Annotated in this window: 16 protein-coding genes; 6 read left to right on the top strand and 10 right to left on the bottom strand. The window is 69.6% G+C overall.

The genetic code is table 11. The annotated features are described in order from the left end of the window. Positions 1-11: 11 nt before the first annotated feature. From BC102111_RS16885 to BC102111_RS16870, 4 genes are read left to right on the top strand one after another with little or no spacing between them, the layout of a single operon-like run. On the top strand, positions 12-569 hold the full coding sequence (locus BC102111_RS16885; protein ID WP_146001452.1) for a hypothetical protein: 558 nt from the start codon (positions 12-14) through the stop codon (positions 567-569). Continuing rightward, positions 566-1,720 (top strand): hypothetical protein, encoded by a 1,155-nt coding sequence (locus tag BC102111_RS16880; RefSeq protein ID WP_101624904.1) that lies wholly within the window; start codon positions 566-568, stop codon positions 1,718-1,720. Before BC102111_RS16885 ends, BC102111_RS16880 begins: the two co-directional genes overlap by 4 nt. After that, positions 1,693-2,604, top strand: a complete 912-nt coding sequence (locus BC102111_RS16875) for a hypothetical protein (RefSeq protein WP_146001451.1) — start codon at positions 1,693-1,695, stop codon at positions 2,602-2,604. The genes BC102111_RS16880 and BC102111_RS16875 overlap by 28 nt, the downstream gene beginning before the upstream one ends. Beyond that, entirely contained in the window at positions 2,601-3,200 is a 600-nt protein-coding gene (locus BC102111_RS16870) for a signal peptidase I (RefSeq protein WP_101624902.1), read from the top strand. The genes BC102111_RS16875 and BC102111_RS16870 overlap by 4 nt, the downstream gene beginning before the upstream one ends. Before the next feature lie 3 nt (positions 3,201-3,203). Here the strand turns inward: BC102111_RS16870 and BC102111_RS16865 are convergent, their stop codons facing one another. Genes BC102111_RS16865 through speB form a run of 3 tightly spaced genes read right to left on the bottom strand, consistent with a single transcriptional unit; the run spans position 3,204 to position 7,411 of the window. Beyond that, entirely contained in the window at positions 3,204-4,703 is a 1,500-nt protein-coding gene (locus BC102111_RS16865) for a sodium:solute symporter family protein (protein ID WP_232252482.1), read from the bottom strand. 25 nt (positions 4,704-4,728) lie between these two features. Next, complete coding sequence (locus BC102111_RS16860; RefSeq protein ID WP_101624901.1) at positions 4,729-6,408, bottom strand: thiamine pyrophosphate-binding protein; 1,680 nt, start codon at positions 6,406-6,408, stop codon at positions 4,729-4,731. Then, positions 6,401-7,411, bottom strand: coding sequence for an agmatinase (speB, locus tag BC102111_RS16855; RefSeq protein ID WP_101624900.1), 1,011 nt, complete (start codon positions 7,409-7,411; stop codon positions 6,401-6,403). The genes BC102111_RS16860 and speB overlap by 8 nt, the downstream gene beginning before the upstream one ends. A 132-nt stretch (positions 7,412-7,543) precedes the next feature. Between speB and BC102111_RS16850 the strand changes: the two genes are divergently transcribed. Continuing rightward, a complete protein-coding gene (locus BC102111_RS16850) occupies positions 7,544-8,953 on the top strand; it encodes a PucR family transcriptional regulator (protein ID WP_009379530.1) in 1,410 nt (469 codons plus the stop codon). Between the two features lie 21 nt (positions 8,954-8,974). Here the strand turns inward: BC102111_RS16850 and BC102111_RS16845 are convergent, their stop codons facing one another. Genes BC102111_RS16845 through BC102111_RS16815 form a run of 7 tightly spaced genes read right to left on the bottom strand, consistent with a single transcriptional unit; the run spans position 8,975 to position 15,473 of the window. Beyond that, positions 8,975-10,087: a histidinol-phosphate transaminase gene (locus BC102111_RS16845; RefSeq protein WP_009379528.1), complete on the bottom strand. Its 1,113-nt coding sequence runs from the start codon at positions 10,085-10,087 to the stop codon at positions 8,975-8,977. A gap of 21 nt (positions 10,088-10,108) precedes the next feature. Then, complete coding sequence (locus tag BC102111_RS16840; RefSeq protein ID WP_101624899.1) at positions 10,109-10,909, bottom strand: tetratricopeptide repeat protein; 801 nt, start codon at positions 10,907-10,909, stop codon at positions 10,109-10,111. Continuing rightward, a complete protein-coding gene (locus BC102111_RS16835; RefSeq protein ID WP_101624898.1) occupies positions 10,906-12,180 on the bottom strand; it encodes a vWA domain-containing protein in 1,275 nt (424 codons plus the stop codon). The genes BC102111_RS16840 and BC102111_RS16835 overlap by 4 nt, the downstream gene beginning before the upstream one ends. Beyond that, entirely contained in the window at positions 12,177-13,151 is a 975-nt protein-coding gene (locus BC102111_RS16830) for a vWA domain-containing protein (protein WP_101624897.1), read from the bottom strand. Before BC102111_RS16830 ends, BC102111_RS16835 begins: the two co-directional genes overlap by 4 nt. Further along, complete coding sequence (locus BC102111_RS16825) at positions 13,142-13,594, bottom strand: hypothetical protein (RefSeq protein WP_232252481.1); 453 nt, start codon at positions 13,592-13,594, stop codon at positions 13,142-13,144. Before BC102111_RS16825 ends, BC102111_RS16830 begins: the two co-directional genes overlap by 10 nt. Beyond that, complete coding sequence (locus tag BC102111_RS16820) at positions 13,581-14,465, bottom strand: DUF58 domain-containing protein (RefSeq protein ID WP_101624895.1); 885 nt, start codon at positions 14,463-14,465, stop codon at positions 13,581-13,583. The genes BC102111_RS16825 and BC102111_RS16820 overlap by 14 nt, the downstream gene beginning before the upstream one ends. Before the next feature lie 12 nt (positions 14,466-14,477). Then, positions 14,478-15,473, bottom strand: coding sequence for an AAA family ATPase (locus tag BC102111_RS16815; protein ID WP_009379514.1), 996 nt, complete (start codon positions 15,471-15,473; stop codon positions 14,478-14,480). 490 nt (positions 15,474-15,963) lie between these two features. Here BC102111_RS16815 and nrdH point away from each other — a divergent pair, with 490 nt between their 5' ends. Continuing rightward, entirely contained in the window at positions 15,964-16,212 is a 249-nt protein-coding gene (nrdH, locus tag BC102111_RS16810; RefSeq protein WP_009379512.1) for a glutaredoxin-like protein NrdH, read from the top strand. Position 16,213: the final 1 nt, after the last annotated feature.

The following is a 16,213-nucleotide window of genomic DNA, read 5'->3' as shown; positions in this document are numbered from 1 at the left end:
TCGGAGGTGAGATGAGAGTGCGGGTGTTCGCCGCCCTGGCCGCGGCCCTGCTCCTGCTGTCGAGCGGGTTGGGCAGCGGTGCGAGGTGGTACGACGAAGCTGCCTTCTCTCAGGCTCCGATCACCGTCGAGACCGGAGAGCTCAAGGCCACCGCCGCCGATCCCGCCTATCGGGTGATGAGCAGGATCGACAAGGATGCACGGCTGTCGGGGAAGCCCTCGTGCACGGCGACCGGTGACTTCAGGTCGTGCGCCGAGATGACGAAGGATCAGGCGGAGGCCTTCGCCTTCATGCGGGGCGACCGACTCATCGTCTCCTCGTCGTTCGAGGTCGCCGCCGACGGTGAGAACCTGCGGTACGCGGTCACCCCGGACGCGGCACCCGCGAACGTCTCCGCCGCATGGTCGGCAGGGAAGGCGGCGGTGAGTCCGACCGGTCCGCTGACCGGTTCGCAGATCGTCACCGCCGAGCGGCCCTTCGACTGCCTCGGCGCGGCGGCAGGGTCGAGCGATTCCACTGCGCTGACGATTCCGTCGCTGTCCGTCACCGTTGTGCAGGAGGACCGATGATCCGGGGAGAGAACCCCAGCCGCCGAGCCCGCACGGGCCTCGCCGGTCTGTGTGCGCTGCTCTTCGTCGCCGTCGCCGCCGCTGTGGCTCTGAGTGCGAGTCCGGCCACACAGGCCCGGTTCACCTCGGAGGCTGCCGACTCGTCCGGTCTCACGGTTCGGGCCCAGCCCACGGTCATCAGAGCGAAGACCCTCGGGGTCGAGACCCCTGACTACGGAGACTGGAACTGGTTCGACCGGCAGATGAATGAGACCTCGCTGACGCTGACGAACGACTCGTCGACGACGCTGGTGGCGACGATCAGGATCGCCTCGGTGCAGCTCACCGGTGAGAACGTCTCGGAGGCGACTGACACAGCTCAGGCCTGGGTGAGGGACGCCGCCGGCGCGAAGCAGCAGATCGCCGCGAGCGTCACCTCGTCGACGTCGACCGCGCAGTTCCCCGGTGCGACCCTGCAGTGGAGACTCGCTCCCGGAGCCCGGGAAGAGGTCGAGGTCGGTGTCGGAGCGAAGCCCACCTACCTGCTCTACCAGGATCTCACCGAGGCGAGGGGAGCGAAGTTCTCCTTCCGGTTCGCCGTGGAGTGGGCCGTCGACGGCCTGACCGAGGAGGAGAGCGCCCAGCTCTATCCCGACGGTGTGCTCGGTCCCGCCCCCGGAGACCGCTCGGCCTGCCCGGCGGGAGCGACGGCGAAGCAGGAGTGCCGGGGAGTGACGGCGACGGTGAAGCAGCCGGTGATCAAGACCGAGGCGACGCCCTATGAGATCATCACCTGCACCCCCGTCTACAACTCCGACTCCTCCCACACGTTCTCCGTCAGGACGGTGCAGCGTCCTGAGTTCTCCGGGCTGGCGAAGACGGCTCGACGACTCGACGGGGACCCCGAGGACTATGCGTCCTATGTCGCCATCCCCGAGGTGGGGTCCGGCTTCACCGGGGACCGCGTCGAGGTCATCAGGCAGCCCTACGACCGAACGGTCGGCTACGACAGGACCGTCCGGTTCGTCATCCGCGGCACCGGTGGTGCTGCGGGGCACCCGGCAGGACCGAACGGAGAGCGGGAGACCCAGTCACCTGTGTACGAGATGAACATCTACCGGCCGGCGTTCGATTCCAGCCCATCGTGCACCGTCAGTCTGGCGACGCTGTGATCGCCCGCCGCGCACTCACCAGCATCCCGTGGGCCGCATGGTTCGTCGCCGGGCCCCTGGCCCTGGTCACGCTCGCGACGCTCGCGATCGTCCTCGGCGGTTCCTTCGTCACCGTCCCTGCCGCCGCCGGAACCTGCCCGGCCTCGATCGACGAGACCATCACCGTCGCCGAGGTGGGCGGGAGCGGCGAGTTCGCGCCGTCCGAGTTCGAGCGCGCCTTCCCCGAGGTGCCCGGTCTGCTCGCTCCCGGTGCGACCGGCAGCGACGAGCTGAGCATCCGGTCGATCGCCGAGGTGCCGGTGGCGGTCACCCTCATCGTCGAGTCCCAGGACTCCCCGGTGGCGAACATCGATCACGATCTGCGGGTGACGATCACGTGGGCGGGGACGATCGCTGCGACCGGCACGTACAGTCAGGTCGTCGGCGAGCGCATTCCCCTCGGGACGATCGAACCGCAGGCTCAGGACATCCTCCGCGTCGACGTCGAGCTCCCGGCCGTCGCCGAGGAGGACAACGACACCCAGGATCGGACGTGGCCGCTGCGCTTCGACCTCGGCGTCCAGGCCGACACCGAATGCGAGAGCGACCGTGCGGACGATCGGGCCGACTCCGACTCCCGGGGCGGCAGCGACGCGACCGACGATTCGGCGGGGGAGGCCGCCTCGGCGGAGGGATCGTCGTCGAACGGAGACGACGCCCACGTCGACGGCACGGACACGGCGGAGGGGTCGGCGCTGCCGCGGACGGGGATCGGCGGACTCGGGGTCATCGCACTCGCAGCCTTCGTGCTCGCGTTCGCAGGGTTCCTCCTCGTCGCCGCCGCACGCCGGCGATCGAGCGGCGGGCCGGGCGCTGCCGACAGCGAAGGAGAGGACCTCCGATGACCGCAGACACCCGAGCGTCCGCTGTCCCGACCCCAGCAGACGGTGTTCCCCGGCGACGACCGCGTCGTCGCCGCCGAGCGAACCGCATCGTCTCCTGGGTCTGCGGGATCCTCGTCGCGGCCTTCTCAGGCGTCCTCATCGCCACCGTCGCGCTGCCGCTGGCCATGGGCTGGGTGCCGCTCACCGTGATCACCGGGTCGATGGACCCGACGATCCCGCCCGGTTCGCAGGTCATCGTCAAACCGCTCACTCCGGCCCAGGCGCAGAACCTGCGCACCGGCCAGGTGATCACCTTCCAGATCGAATCCGGCGGCGACGAGGTCGTCACCCATCGCATCATCTCAGTCGACGAGGAGAACGGGGAGACCGTCTACCGCACCCAAGGCGACGCGAACGCCGCGGCCGACCCGGATCCGGTCCGTGCCGTGCAGGTACGCGGACTCGTCCGCTACCACGTTCCCCTCGTCGGCTATGTCGCCACGCTCACCTCGCCCGAGCAGAAGCGGGTCGGCACGTGGATCGCCGCCGGGCTCTTCGGCGCCTACGCGGCGTGGGAGATCGCCCGGCCCAAGCGACGCGGCTCCGGCCGGCACTGAGCATCACCGGCTCAGGCGCTCCCGCCATTCGGCCATGATCTCAGGCGGCGTCGGCTTCGAGACGAGGGAGCCTGCGACGTAGCCGAGCAGCGAGGCGAGGAGACCGAGGTAGATCGCCTCGTTCGAGTAGATGCCCAGCGTGATCATCACGACGATCGTCGTCACCGACCCGAGGATCATGCCCGCCATGACTCCGACGATCGTGCCGCGGCGGAAGACGAGACCGCCGAGGATCGGGATGAAGAGACCGGCGACGAGGAGGTTGTAGGCGACGGTGAGCGCTTCGACGACGCTCGGCATGACGAGGGCGAGTGCAAGGGTGACGATGCCGAGCCCGATGAGGTAGATCCGCGAGTCGCGGATCTCATCCCCGGTCTCGCGGACGAGGGAGCGGGTGAGCGCGGTCTTCGCTCCGCCGGATCCGTCCGTCCTCGTCCCGGCCGCGAGCTCCTCGTCGCTCGTCACCGGCATGATGTCGCGCTTGGCCAGGAGCGGTTCGACGATGTCCTGCCGGCACACGGTCGAGGCGGCCATGAGCGACCCCGAGGCCGTCGACATCATCGCCGCGAGTGCCGCGGCGAGGACGAACCCGGCGAGCACCGGTGACATCGATGCATCGACGACGGCGACGAAGACATCGTCGGCGACGGCGATGCCCGGCACGATCCGGGTCGCCGCCATCCCGATGAGGGCACCGGCGACGGCGTAGAGGAGGCAGTAGACGCCGGCCGAGAGCCCGCCCCACCGGGCCACGCCGGGACTGCGCGCAGTGAACACGCGCTGCCAGATGTCCTGCCCGATGAGCAGGCCGAGGGTGTAGATGAGGATGTAGCTCAGGATCGCCTGCCATCCGATGCCCACGGGACTCGTCGCCTCGGCGGGCAGGGACGAGAACAGCTCCGACAGCCCTCCCGCGCGGTTGATGACGAGGGGGAGCATGAGGAGGAAGATGCCGACGGTCTGGATGAGGAACTGGACGAAGTCGGTGAGCGTGATCGACCACATGCCACCGAGCATCGAGTACGTGATGACGATGCCGCCGCCGATGATCACCGACCAGAACTTGTCGAGGTCGAACAGGGCGTGGAAGACCGTCGCGTAGGCGACCGTCGAGGTCGTCGAGATCATGAGACCGTAGGCGGTCATGATCGTCCCGGACACGAGGCGCGAGCCCTTCCCGTAGCGGAGTTCGAGCATCTGGGAGACGGTGTAGATCTCGAGCCTCTGGATCTTCGGGGCGAAGAACAGGGAGAGGATGATGATGCCCATGCCGATGCTCAAGACCAGCCACATGCCTGAGAGCCCAGCGGTGTAGCCGAGGCCGACCCCGCCGATGGTCGACGCCCCGCCGAGGACGACGGCCGACATCGTGCCCGTGTAGAGCAGTCCGCCCAGCCGTCTGCCGGCGACGAGGAAGTCGTCCTGGTCCTTCGCCTTGAACCGGCCCCAGATTCCGAATCCCACCATCGCGGCGAGATAGATGATGACAACGAGTGAGTCCACAGTGACTCCTTATTCCAGGGTCGGTTCAGTCGCCGACGGTGATGTGGATGATGGTGGGAACGGCGCGTCCCAGCGCCTCGGCGACGGCGTCGGGCAGCTCTGCAGTCATCTCCGACTCCCGCATGCTCACCCCGACCCCTCCCATCGAGGCGCCGAGCTGGGCGAAGTCCGGGCGAGCGAGGCGGACGGCGAAGGGTTCCATGTCCCGGTCGACCATCTGCTCCTCGATCTCCGCGTACCCGCCGTTGTCGACGATGACGAAGGGGATCCCGAGGCCGAGTTCGGTCGCGGTCATGATCTCCTGGATCGAGAACATCGCCGCCCCGTCCCCGAGGACGCAGACGACCGGACGCTGCGGGGAGGCGACCTTCGCCCCGATCGCCGCCGGAATGCCGTAGCCGAGCGTGGCGAAGCCGGGCATGTAGAGCAGCTGGTCGGGGGTGTGGGCGAGAAGCGCGTGGACCGAGCCGTCGTAGGTGACTTGGGAGGAGTCCCCGGCGATGACGACGTCCGGGCCGGCGCCGGCGGCAACGAGCCGGGTCACCCGGGCCCCGATCCGCTCGGAGTCGAAGTCTGCGCCCCAGTGCGCGCGGATCGTCTCGACCCTCTCCCTCGCCGAGGCGGTCCCGCCGTCGGTCGTGGTCGTGTCCTCTGCGGGTGTGTCCGCAGCCGCCGGTGCGGCGTCGAGTTCGGCGGCGAGTGCGGTGAGGAACTCGCCGGTGTCGGCGCAGACGAGGATGTCCCCGCTGAGATTCTTGCCCAGCTGGTCGGGGTCGATGTCGCAGCGGATGACGACCTGGTCTGCCGACTCGTCCCTGACCCCGGGGGCGGTCTGGGCGCCGATCGTCCCGCCCCAGAGGTCGGAGTCGGCGAGTTCGGAGCCGAGGACGATGAGGACGTCGGCGGCGGCGGTCTCGGCCTGGACGCTCGGGAATCGGACGTTCGATCCCAGCGAGAGCGGATGGTCCTCGTCGACGATGCCCTTGCCGTTGGCCGTCGTCGCCACCGGAGCGTCGATCGACTCGGCGAGCGCCGCCACCTCGGCGGCAGCCGCACGCGCCCCGCCGCCAGCGACGATGAGCGGGCGTGAGGCACTGCGGATCGCCTCGGCGGCGCGGGTGACGGCGTGGGCGTCGAGACCGGGCCGGCGGGCCGGGATCGGCGCGGGCACGCTGCCGTGCCAGGCGCCCTCGAGGACGTCGAGGGGGACCTCGATGTGGACAGGACCCGGACGGGAGGACGCGAAGAGGGCGAACGCCTCGGCGACGGCCTGGGCCGCACCCTCGGCCGTGCGCGTGCGCTGGGAGGACACGAGCAGGTGGGACAGGGCCCCGGAGGAGTCCTTGGTCTCATGGAGCATGCCGATGTCGGCGCGCTCGAGCCCGGTGGGCACACCGGGAGAGAGGATGAGCATCGGACGCGACTCCGCGTACGCGGTCGCCGCCGCCGTGATGACGTTCGTCAGTCCCGGACCCGAGGTCGTGATGACGACCCCGGGCTTGCCCGAGAGCAGGAAGTACCCGTCGGCGCCGTAGCCGGCACCCTGCTCGTGGCGGGGCGTGACGGCGCGGATCCCGAACGCCGGCAGATGCCGGTAGAACTCGAGGTTGTGGGTGCCGGGGATGCCGAAGATCGTGTCGACACCATGGGCGGCGAGCGTCGAGACGACGGCGAGGCCGCCGTTGCGGTGGGTCGTCTCAGACACCGAGGGCCTCCCCGCTCGGACCCGAGGGTCCGGTGAGCCCGTTCCGCTCGGCCGCCCACAGGGAGAGGATCTCGTAGCCGGCGTGGGCGGCGGCGAGCCCCGTGATCTCCGCATGGTCGTAGGCGGGGGCGACCTCGACGATCTCCGCGCCGACGATGTTGAGCCCCTGGAGCCCGCGGATGGTATTGAGCAGCTCACGGCTCGTCATGCCGCCCGCCTCGGGGGTGCCGGTGCCGGGCGCGGCCGCCGGGTCGAGGACGTCGATGTCGATCGAGAGGTAGACAGGAGCATCGCCGAGGCGCCTGCGGATGCGGGCGACGACCTCGGGCACCGAGGTGAACTGGTAGTCGTCGCTGCGGATGATCTGGAAGCCGAGCACGCTGTCGTCCTCGAGGTCCTTGCTCCCGTAGAGGGGACCGCGGATGCCGACGTGCATGCACGATTCGAGGTCGAGCAGACCCTCTTCGCTCGCCCGCCGGAAGGGCGTGCCGTGCGTGTACGGGGCCCCGAAGTACGTGTCCCATGTGTCGAGGTGGGCGTCGAAGTGGAGGACGGCGATCTTCCCGTGCGTCTTGTGCAGCGAACGGAGGTTCGGCAGCGCGAGCGTGTGGTCGCCGCCGAGGGTGAGGATCTTCGCTCCGTCGGCGCGCAGGGCGTCGGCGTTGTCCTCGACGGTGGCGATGGCCTCTTCGATGTCGAAGGGATTGACGCCGAGGTCACCGCAGTCGGCGACCTGCTGCCACGTGAACGGGTGGACGTTCGTCGCCTGGTTGTAGGGGCGCAGCAGCTTCGAGGACTGGCGGATGTGCGCGGGACCGAAGCGGGCACCGGGACGGTAGCTGACACCGGCATCGAAGGGGATGCCGACGACCTTGACGTCGATCCTCTCACCCGGACGGGCAGCTTCGACCTCGTCGAGGCGGGGGAGGAGACCGAAGGTCGGGGGTCCCGCGAAGCGCGGGGTCTGGCTGTAGTCGGCAGGGCCGAGGGGTTGGGACGGCATGGACTCTCCTTGGGCGTCGTCGGGTGAGGGCGGCAGTGTGTGCCCTCAGCCTAGGACGTGTCATCCCCGTCACAGATATCCACCGCGGACAGTGCATCCGCCGAGCATGGACACAGTGGATAGGATGGGCGCATGGTCACCTTGGGACAGCTGTGGGCGCGGCGCGAACTCGCCCTCGAGATCGCCGTCGATCCGCCGGGCGCGCGGGAGAAGGAGGTGACGATCGTCCACTCCTCCGAGCTGCCCGAAGTCGACGAATGGCTCGCCGGCGGCGAGGTTCTGCTCACGATCGGCGTCGGCCAGGATCTCACCGCGCCCTCGGCCGGTGACTACATCGCGAGACTCACCCGGGTCGGGGTCCACGCGCTCGGCATCGGCCTCGGCAGCGACCTGCCCTCGGTCGAGCTGCCGGCCTCGCTCATCCGGCATGCTGAGGAACACGGGCTCGCGCTCTTCGGCGTGCCCGAACCCGTGCCGTTCGTCGCCGTCGTCGACGCCTTCACGAGGATGCGCGAGGAGGAGACGAACCGCGAGGTCACCCGAGCCTCGAGCGCGGGTCGCCGGTTCGCCACCGCGCTCGCCCGCACCGGTCCCGCCGATCTCGTCGCCGACCTCGCCGACACCCTCGGCGGCGAGGTCCAGTTCGTCTCCCCGACCGGGCGGGGGCTGACCGGTCCGAACCCGCCTGTGGCCGTGCGCTCCGAGCTCATCGGCGAGGCGCTGGGCACCTCGTCGGCTCCGCGTCTGCTCCGGGCAGGCGCGGGAGGGTTTGAGGCCGTGCCGGTCGGTGATGAGCGGGTCGCCGGATGGATCCTCGCTGCGGCGGAGACGACCGTGAGTCAGCGCACCCGCTCCCAGCTGCTCTCGACCGCTGCGGCCCTCCTCGGTCTCGCGATCTCCGCGGGGCCGCCTCGGCGGGGTGAGTCGCGCCTGTTCACGACGTCACTGCAGCCGGCGGAGGCCCGGACGGAGTGGGTGCTGCGCACCGGTTCGCCCGCGGTCGCCCGTGCCCGATTCACGATCTTCGGCGAGGTGCGCGGAGAGACCGCGGAACAGCTGCTCGCCGACCTCGGTCCCGACACCCTCATCGCCCGCTCCGGGTCGATGGTCGGCGTCCTCCACACCGGCGACAGCCTCGTCGATCGGGTCGCGGAGGTGACGGGGGTGGAGAAGCTCTTCGCCAAACTGCTGCCCCTGACCCAGGTCCATCACACGTGGACGGTGTGGCGGACCCAGCATGAGACGGCGAACTCCGATGTCAGGGCGCTGCTGTCGGCGATCGACGAGGCGGCGGCGAACCGCTTCGTCGACCGGGTCCTCGGCGACCTCATCTCCTCGAAGGACGGGCGCGAGCTGCTCCTCACCCTGCGGTCCTTCATCGCCGCCGGGGGAGTGCGGGACGCTGTGGCGACCGAGCTCGGCGTCCACCGGCACACGGTGCGGGCGCGGCTGCAGCGGATCGAACGGCTGCTCGGGCGCGATCTTGCGGACCCGGAGACGACGCAGGCCGTGGCGATCGCCCTCGAACTCGCCGAACTCTGACCGCCGGCGTGCCGGGTCCGGTCAGCCGAAGTGCTCGGCGCGGAAGGCCGCTGCGACCTCAAGGACCCGGTCGAGGGCCTCGGGCGGGCCGATGCTGATGCGCACCCCGTCGCCGAGGTTGCGCACGGCGATCGCGGCGGCGACGCAGGCGTCCTCGAAGGCGTCGGAGAGCGGCCCGAGCGGCAGCCAGACGAAGTTGCCCTGAGCCTCGGGGACCTCCCAGCCCTGGGTGCGCAGGCCCGCGGCGAATCCGTCGCGGATCGTGGCGATCTGCCTTGCGCGGTCGATGACCTCGTCCCAGTGGCGCAGCGACTCGAGCGCCGCGGCCTGGCTGAGGTCGGTGACGCCGAAGGGGATGACGGCCTTGAGGAGGCCGGCGATGACGCTCGGATGGCCGACTCCGTAGCCGACGCGCAGCCCTGCGAGTCCGTGGGCCTTGGAGAAGGTGCGCAGGAGGACGACGTTGGGATGGTCGGCGACGAGCTCGAGGCCGTCGACGGCGCCGGGCGTGTTCGCGAACTCCCAGTACGCTTCGTCGAGGGCGACGACGACATGGTCGGGGACCGCGGTGAGGAATTCGCGCACCTCGGCGTCGCGGAGCACCGGGCCGGTCGGGTTGTTCGGGGAGCAGAGGATGATGAGGCTCGTCGCCTCGGTGATCGCGGCCGCCATCGCCGCGAGGTCGTGGGTGCCGTCGGACCGCAGCGGCACCTCGATGCGGGTCGACCCGGCCAGGCCCGTCGTCTGCGGGTACATCTCGAACGACGGCCAGGGGTAGATCGCCTCGGTGGTCGCGTCCGAGGTGATCTGGGTGAGGGCGACGAGGAGCTCGCTCGCCCCCGTCGTGACGACGAGGTTGTCGGTGCCCACGCCGAGGCGGTCGGCGAGCTCCCGGCGCAGCGCCGCCGCCGCGTCGTCGGGGTAGGCGGCGGGGGCGACGGCGTGGGCGGCCATCGTCTCGAGCACGGCCGGCAGCGGCGGCAGGTGGTTCTCGTTCGAGGAGAGCTTGTACGGGGTGAGACCGGGCACCTCTGCCGGCGGTTTGCCCGGGATGTAGGGCGGGAACGTCGTCAGGGCGGAGCGCAGACGCGGCAGGCCGGGGGCAGCCTCGGCCGAGGGTGAGGTGTCGGTCATGCACTCATGATCGCACAGCGCTCACCACGGCTTGTCCGGGGTCGTGCGTCCGCCGTTGCCGCCGGGTCCCTGCTGCTGTTCGCGGTTCGAGTCCTCGCCGCGCTGGCGCAGCTCCTCACGCTTCTTCTCCTCCTCGGTCATCTCGCCCGAGTCGTCCTTCTGCTCCTCGCTGCCCTGATCGTCCTGGTTCTGGTCGCCGGAGCCCTGCTGGTCGTCGGTGTTCTGCTGGTCGTCGCCGTTCTGCTCGTCATCGCCCTGAGACCCCTGGGAGTCGTCGCCGGATCCGCTGTCCTGGCTCTGGCCGCCGTCCTTCTTCTCCTGGACGCGTTCGCTGGCCTCGTCGCTCTTCTGCTGGGTCTCGCTCTGATCCGGCCGGCACTCCTCGGGAGCGTCGGCGAGCGTGGCCAGCGCCTGGTCGTAGAGTTCTCCGGACTTCTTCTCGTCCTGGCCTGCGACCTGGTCGGCGAGCTTCTCGTAGACGAAGGAGAGGTTGATCCGCACCGCGCACTCGTCCCGCGGCGGGGTGAGGTCGAGCGCGGTCTCGAGGTCCTCCTGCGCGGGTTCGAAGTCACCGACGGCGGCCTTCGCGGTGCCCCGGTTGTAGTAGCCGATGTGGCGTTCGAGCGGGCTGAGCGCAAGGAAGACGGTCGCTGCCTTCTGGGCTCCGGGGAAGTCGTTGGAGTCGTAGCGGACCTGCGATGCCGCACCGAAGTAGACGGTCGTCGCGATATAGGCGAAGGCGAGACCGAGCGCCGTGCCGAGGAGGAGGTTGATCTTCGTGAGCAGACGCAGGCGCGTCCACAGGCGGGTGAGTCGCCTCATCGTCGTCCTCCGCTCTCCGGACGCGAGGGAGCACCGACCGGCATCGGGCGGCGGGGGTCCCCGTGTGGCGGTCCGGTGCGCGGTGGCGGTCCCGAACCCGGTGGGGGACCGAAGGGCCGCGGGGGTCCGCCGGGCAGCGGCGGCCCGGACATCGGCGGCCCGGACATCGGCGGGGGCGCGGCTGCACGCCGACCGCCTCGGCGCGGGGGCATGATCGCCCGCAAGCGGACGAACTCCCGGAGGGCGAAGACCATCTCCACGGCGATCCACGCGAAGACGAGCGCGAGCGGGAGCCAGTAGTACTCGTCGACGGTGACGCGTCCGTCCTTGCGCACGAGCTGCTGATCGTAGGTCGGTGCGGTGTAGACCGAGGACATCGGGGCGCTGCCGTCGCGCAGGTGGTAGGGGACGCCGAGGTCGGAGCTCAGCTGCCTGAGGTTCGCCTCGTCGATCGTCGAGATCCCGAGGTTGCCCTCGGCGTCGCGGATGTACTCATCGTCCGGGGACGCTCCCGAGTCGAGTCCGCCGCCGTCCTGGCCGGAGCTGTCCTGATCCCAGGGGTCCTGGTCGGTGCCGCCGGGGAATCCGCCGGAGCCGAAGGGCTGGGACTCCTTCATCTTCCCGCCCGCGGTCGTGCCGTAGCCGAACACGGCGCCGGAGTCGATGCGCGAGGCGAAGGAGGTCCACGAGTCCGGCTGACCGGGCGCCGTCTGCTCTCCGTCGCCGAAGTAGAAGACGAGGGTCTTGTTGCCCGGCCGGTCCTCCTCGTTCGAATCCATTCGGGCCTTGAGTTCGTCACCGGCCTCGGTGATCGACGAGCCGTTCGAATTGAGCGAGTACTCAGGGGTGAGCACGTCGACCGCCGAGGCGAAGGCCGCGTGGTCGGTCGTCAGGGGCATCGCCGTCGAGGCGGTCGAGGCGAAGGTGATGATGCTCAGGCGCGCGCCCGGCAGCTGCTCCGCGAGCGCGAGCATGTCCTCCTTGACCCCGTCGATGCGCGGGGTGGTCCCGTCGTAGTCCTCGGCGGCCATCGACGTCGTCGTGTCGACAAGGAAGTAGACGTCGGCGGCGGTCTCGTACTCCTCGGTCGTCGACTCGGTGGTGACGCCCGGGCGGGCGAGGGCGAGGGCGAGGACGGCGACGACGCCGATGCGCGCGAACCACTTCCACTTCGGGCCCCGGCCGCGGATGAGGGGGATGAGGCAGACGGTGAGGAGGACGGCGACGATGACGGCCGTGCCGATCCATCCGAGCAGCGGGTCGAAGGTCATGATCGCACCCTCCACGCGAGGACGAAGACGCCGATGAGTCCGAACGCGGCGATGAGCAGGGGAGCGGCGGGCATGTCGTGGACGATCGTGTACGAGCGCCCCGGAGTGTTCTCCGCCTCCTGGCTCTGGATCTCCGAGACGATCCGGTCGATCGTCGTCGCCGAACCCATGTCGAACTGCTTGCCGCCGGTCCGATCGGAGACGGACCTGAGCTCTTGGGTCTGGGTGGTTGCGAGGATCGACGGCGGGGAGAGGCTGTAGATCCGGACGTTCGCCTCCACGGCGATGTCGGCGGCCTCGTTGAGCTCGAACAGGGGCTCACCGGCGAGCATGTTGTCGGTGGCGAAGACGATCGAGCGCGACCGGTCCTCGTCCTTGCGGTCGAAGTTGTCGATGCAGGACACGAGTCCGTCGCCGATGAGCGAGGACCCGCCGATGTTCGGCGGCGAAGTCGACCATGAGTAGTCGGTGCCCTCCGAGCCCCACGTCCGGAACCCCTGCTCGGCGTCCTCGAGGTAGTTCTGCACCATGTCGTAGTCATCGGTGAGCGGGAACGCGGAGACCGCGGTCGCATTGAACACGGTCATGCCGATGCGCTCGCCGTCGAAGCGCTCGACGAGCTCCTGGTAGGCGGCCAGCAGGTCGGCGTCGTAGCCGAGCATCGAGCCGGAGACGTCGAGGCAGAGCATGACGTCGCGCAGCTTCTTCTCCGGGTTGACGGTCTCGATCCAGGCGGGCCGGGCGACTCCGGCGAGCGCCCCGAGTCCGGTGAGGGCGATGACGCCGAGGAAGGCGGCGGTGAGCGTCATCTTCCTCCGCATCGCACGGCGGAACCCGGGAAGGCTCGTCATCCGTGCGCTGTGGGCGACGGGCAGGGAGGAGACCGTGCGGCGCGGACGCCGGAAGACGACGACGGCGAGTGCGGCGAGGACGAGGAGCGCGAGCGCCAGCCACCAGAACATCAGGACCATCGCGCCACCAGCTTCCTCGCCTCGGCGATCTGGCCACGCAGGTCCTCGGCCTCGTCCTCGGCGAACTCGGCGGTGTAAAGCCCGCGCAGGGAATCGGCGAGGTCGTCGAGGCCGGCGACCGCGGCATCGCGGTACGTCAGATGCTCCGAGCGCACGCCCCACGCGTCGCGGGCGAACTCGCGGACGATCTTCGCCAGCGTCCGTGCGCCCTCGCGGACGTCGGTCTCACCGGCGGCGAGCTCCGCCTCGACGTCGGCGATGCGGGTCATGTACGTGCTGCGGACGGGGATCGGGATCCGCGGCTGCGCCTTCGCCGTGGCGCCGGCGGCCGCGCGCAGGAGCGGGGCGAAGAGGTTGACGAGCGCTGCGAGGAGGACGATCGCGGCGGCGACGTACCACCACACCGAGATCTGCAGCGGACCCATGAGCTCAACGGGACCCACGACGGTGCCTCCAGAGCAGGGAATGCAGGCTGCCGAGCGCCTGCTCGGGCTCGGACACCTCGGTGTGGGCGATCCCGAGCTTCGAGAGCAGGTCGGTGCGGTGCTGACGGCGCTCCGCCTCGGCGACGATGAACTCCGCCTGCACCCGGGGGTCGGCCATGACCGAGGACGGCAGGCCGACGTCGGCGCGGGCGACGTCGAAGGGGGCGGCGGCGGGGCCGAGACGCGCGAGGTCGGCGTCGGTGATGGTGATCCAGAGGATCTCGTGCTGCGCGCGCAGGCGCCTGATCGTCGCCTCCGCCTCGGGGCCGAGCGGCGCCTGGTCGGAGATGACGACGATGAGCATCCGGTGGGTGATGTGCCCGGCGATCCACTGCAGCTGCGCGTCGATCGACCCGTCGGTCGTCCCTCCGGCCTCGGCGAGGATCTGCTGGAGGAGGTGCTCGAGGTGGGCCTCGCTGCCCTTGCGCGGGGAGGCCAGCGTGTGCTCGGCGTCGCCGTGGATGAGCATGACGTCGTCGCCGTGGCGCACGGCGAGGTAGCCGGTCATCCCGGCCATGAGGATCGCGAGCTGCCGTTTGCCCGCCCCCGCCGAGGTGACGGCGTCGAAGCCGCGGGAGGTGTCGACGACGAGGGCGAGGATGTGGCGACGGTGGGCGACGTAGCGCTTGACGAGCGGATCCGCATGGCGGGCCGTGGCCTTCCAGTCGATGTCGCGGATCTCGTCACCGGGGATGTAGTCGCGCAGGTCGTCGAAGTCGAGGCTGTGGCCGTGGAAGACCGAGGAGTAGTCGCCGTCGAGGAGACGGCGCGTGCGCCGGTGGGCGTGGATGGTCATCCGCGCCTTGATCCGATTGAGCAGAGCAGTCATCAGGGCACCTGGTCACGGGGTCGGCACTGCCATGAGGAGGGCATCGACGACCTGGGCGCTCGTGATGTTCTCCGCGGCGGCCTCGAAGTTGAGCTGGATGCGGTGGGCGAGGACGCGGTGCGCGAGATCCTTGATGTCCTCGGGGATGACGTAGTTGCGACCGCGGATCATCGCCAGCGCCCGCCCGGCGTTGGTGAAGGCGATCGAGGCGCGCGGGCTGGCCCCGTACTCGATGTAGGGGGCGAGGCGACCGAGGTACTTCTGCGTATTGCGCGTGGCGTGGACGAGTTCGACGAGGTAACGGGTGATCGAGGGGTCGATGTAGATGGTGCGCGCGTAGCGCTGCATCGTCATGACGTCCTCGAGCGTGCACGAGGCCGCGGGCACGGAGTCCTTGTCGAAGACCCCGGAGTCGAGGCGGGCGAGGATCTCGACCTCTTCGTTCGGGCTCGGGTGGGTGAGGAGATCCTTGATCATGAAGCGGTCGAGCTGGGCTTCGGGCAGCTGGTAGGTGCCCTCCTGCTCGATGGGGTTCTGGGTGGCCATGACGAGGAAGGGCCTGGGCAGGTCGAAGCGCTGTCCGCCGATCGTCGTCTGCCGCTCCTGCATCGCCTCGAGCATCGCCGACTGCGTCTTCGCCGAGGAGCGGTTGATCTCGTCGAGGAGGACGATGTTGGCGTGGACGGGACCGAGGACGGTGTTGAAGGAGCCTTCGCGGGCGTTGTAGATCTGCGAGCCGATGATGTCCGCCGGCAGCAGGTCGGGGGTGCACTGGATGCGGGAGAACTTCCCGTCGACGGCGTTGGCGAGGGCGGCGGCCGCCGTGGTCTTCGCGAGTCCGGGGACGCTCTCGAGGAGGAGGTGGCCGCCGGAGAGGAGGCCGATGAGCAGGGACTCGCGCAGTCGCTGCTGCCCGACGACGAAGTGGTCGAGATACGATTCGAGCCCGCTGAGGAGGGACTTCGCGTGGGCGATCTCCTGCGTGTTGGCCGGTGCCGTTGCCGTCATGCGCGTGCTGCCCTCTCGTGGTCGTCGTTGCTGTCGGTACCCAGCATAGGAGCGGACCCTGACACGTGACTGGGTGTTCTCGTGTCAGTACCGACACATAGTGTGAAGGTCCGGACACAGTCGTCGACACGCCGGGCAACACGCCCACAGGGAACGAATTTTTCCTGTGGACAACGGTGGATAACCCAGCCCGGATCCCGACCCCGAATCGCTGTCTCGCCCGGAGTCGCGCGTGTCCGCGCTGGTGATCGAACTACACCGTTGTCGTTCACAGCCTGTGGACGACTGTGGAGGACTTCGGGCACAGGGTGTGGACGGTGCTAATCACACTGGTGTAACACTGGATATAGGGGTAGGCTCGTACCCGAACACAACATCTAGTGGTCATCGCCGGTCGCCTTGACAGTGATCCCTCCCACTCGGGAGGCCGCGTCGCCGGCATGGCCCACCCATCGGAAACACCCATCCAGCACAGAGACGAGGAGTCGCCATGATCACCGTGTACACCAAGCCCGCTTGTGTCCAGTGCAACGCCACCTACCGTGCGCTCGACGCCAAGGGACTGAAGTACACCACGGTCGACCTCAGCGTCGACGAGAACGCCCTCGACGTCGTCAAGGCCATGGGCTACATGCAGGCGCCGGTCGTCGTCACCGACAGCGACCACTGGTCGGGCTTCCGTCCCGACAAGATCGCCGCCCTCGCCGGCCAGCAGACGGCGGCCACCGTCGTGGCCTGAG

The organism is Brevibacterium casei CIP 102111, assembly GCF_900169275.1.
Taxonomy (GTDB): domain Bacteria; phylum Actinomycetota; class Actinomycetes; order Actinomycetales; family Brevibacteriaceae; genus Brevibacterium; species Brevibacterium casei.
The sequence above is the reverse complement of the archived record's forward strand: the minus strand, read 5'-3'. Positions and strand labels throughout refer to the sequence as shown.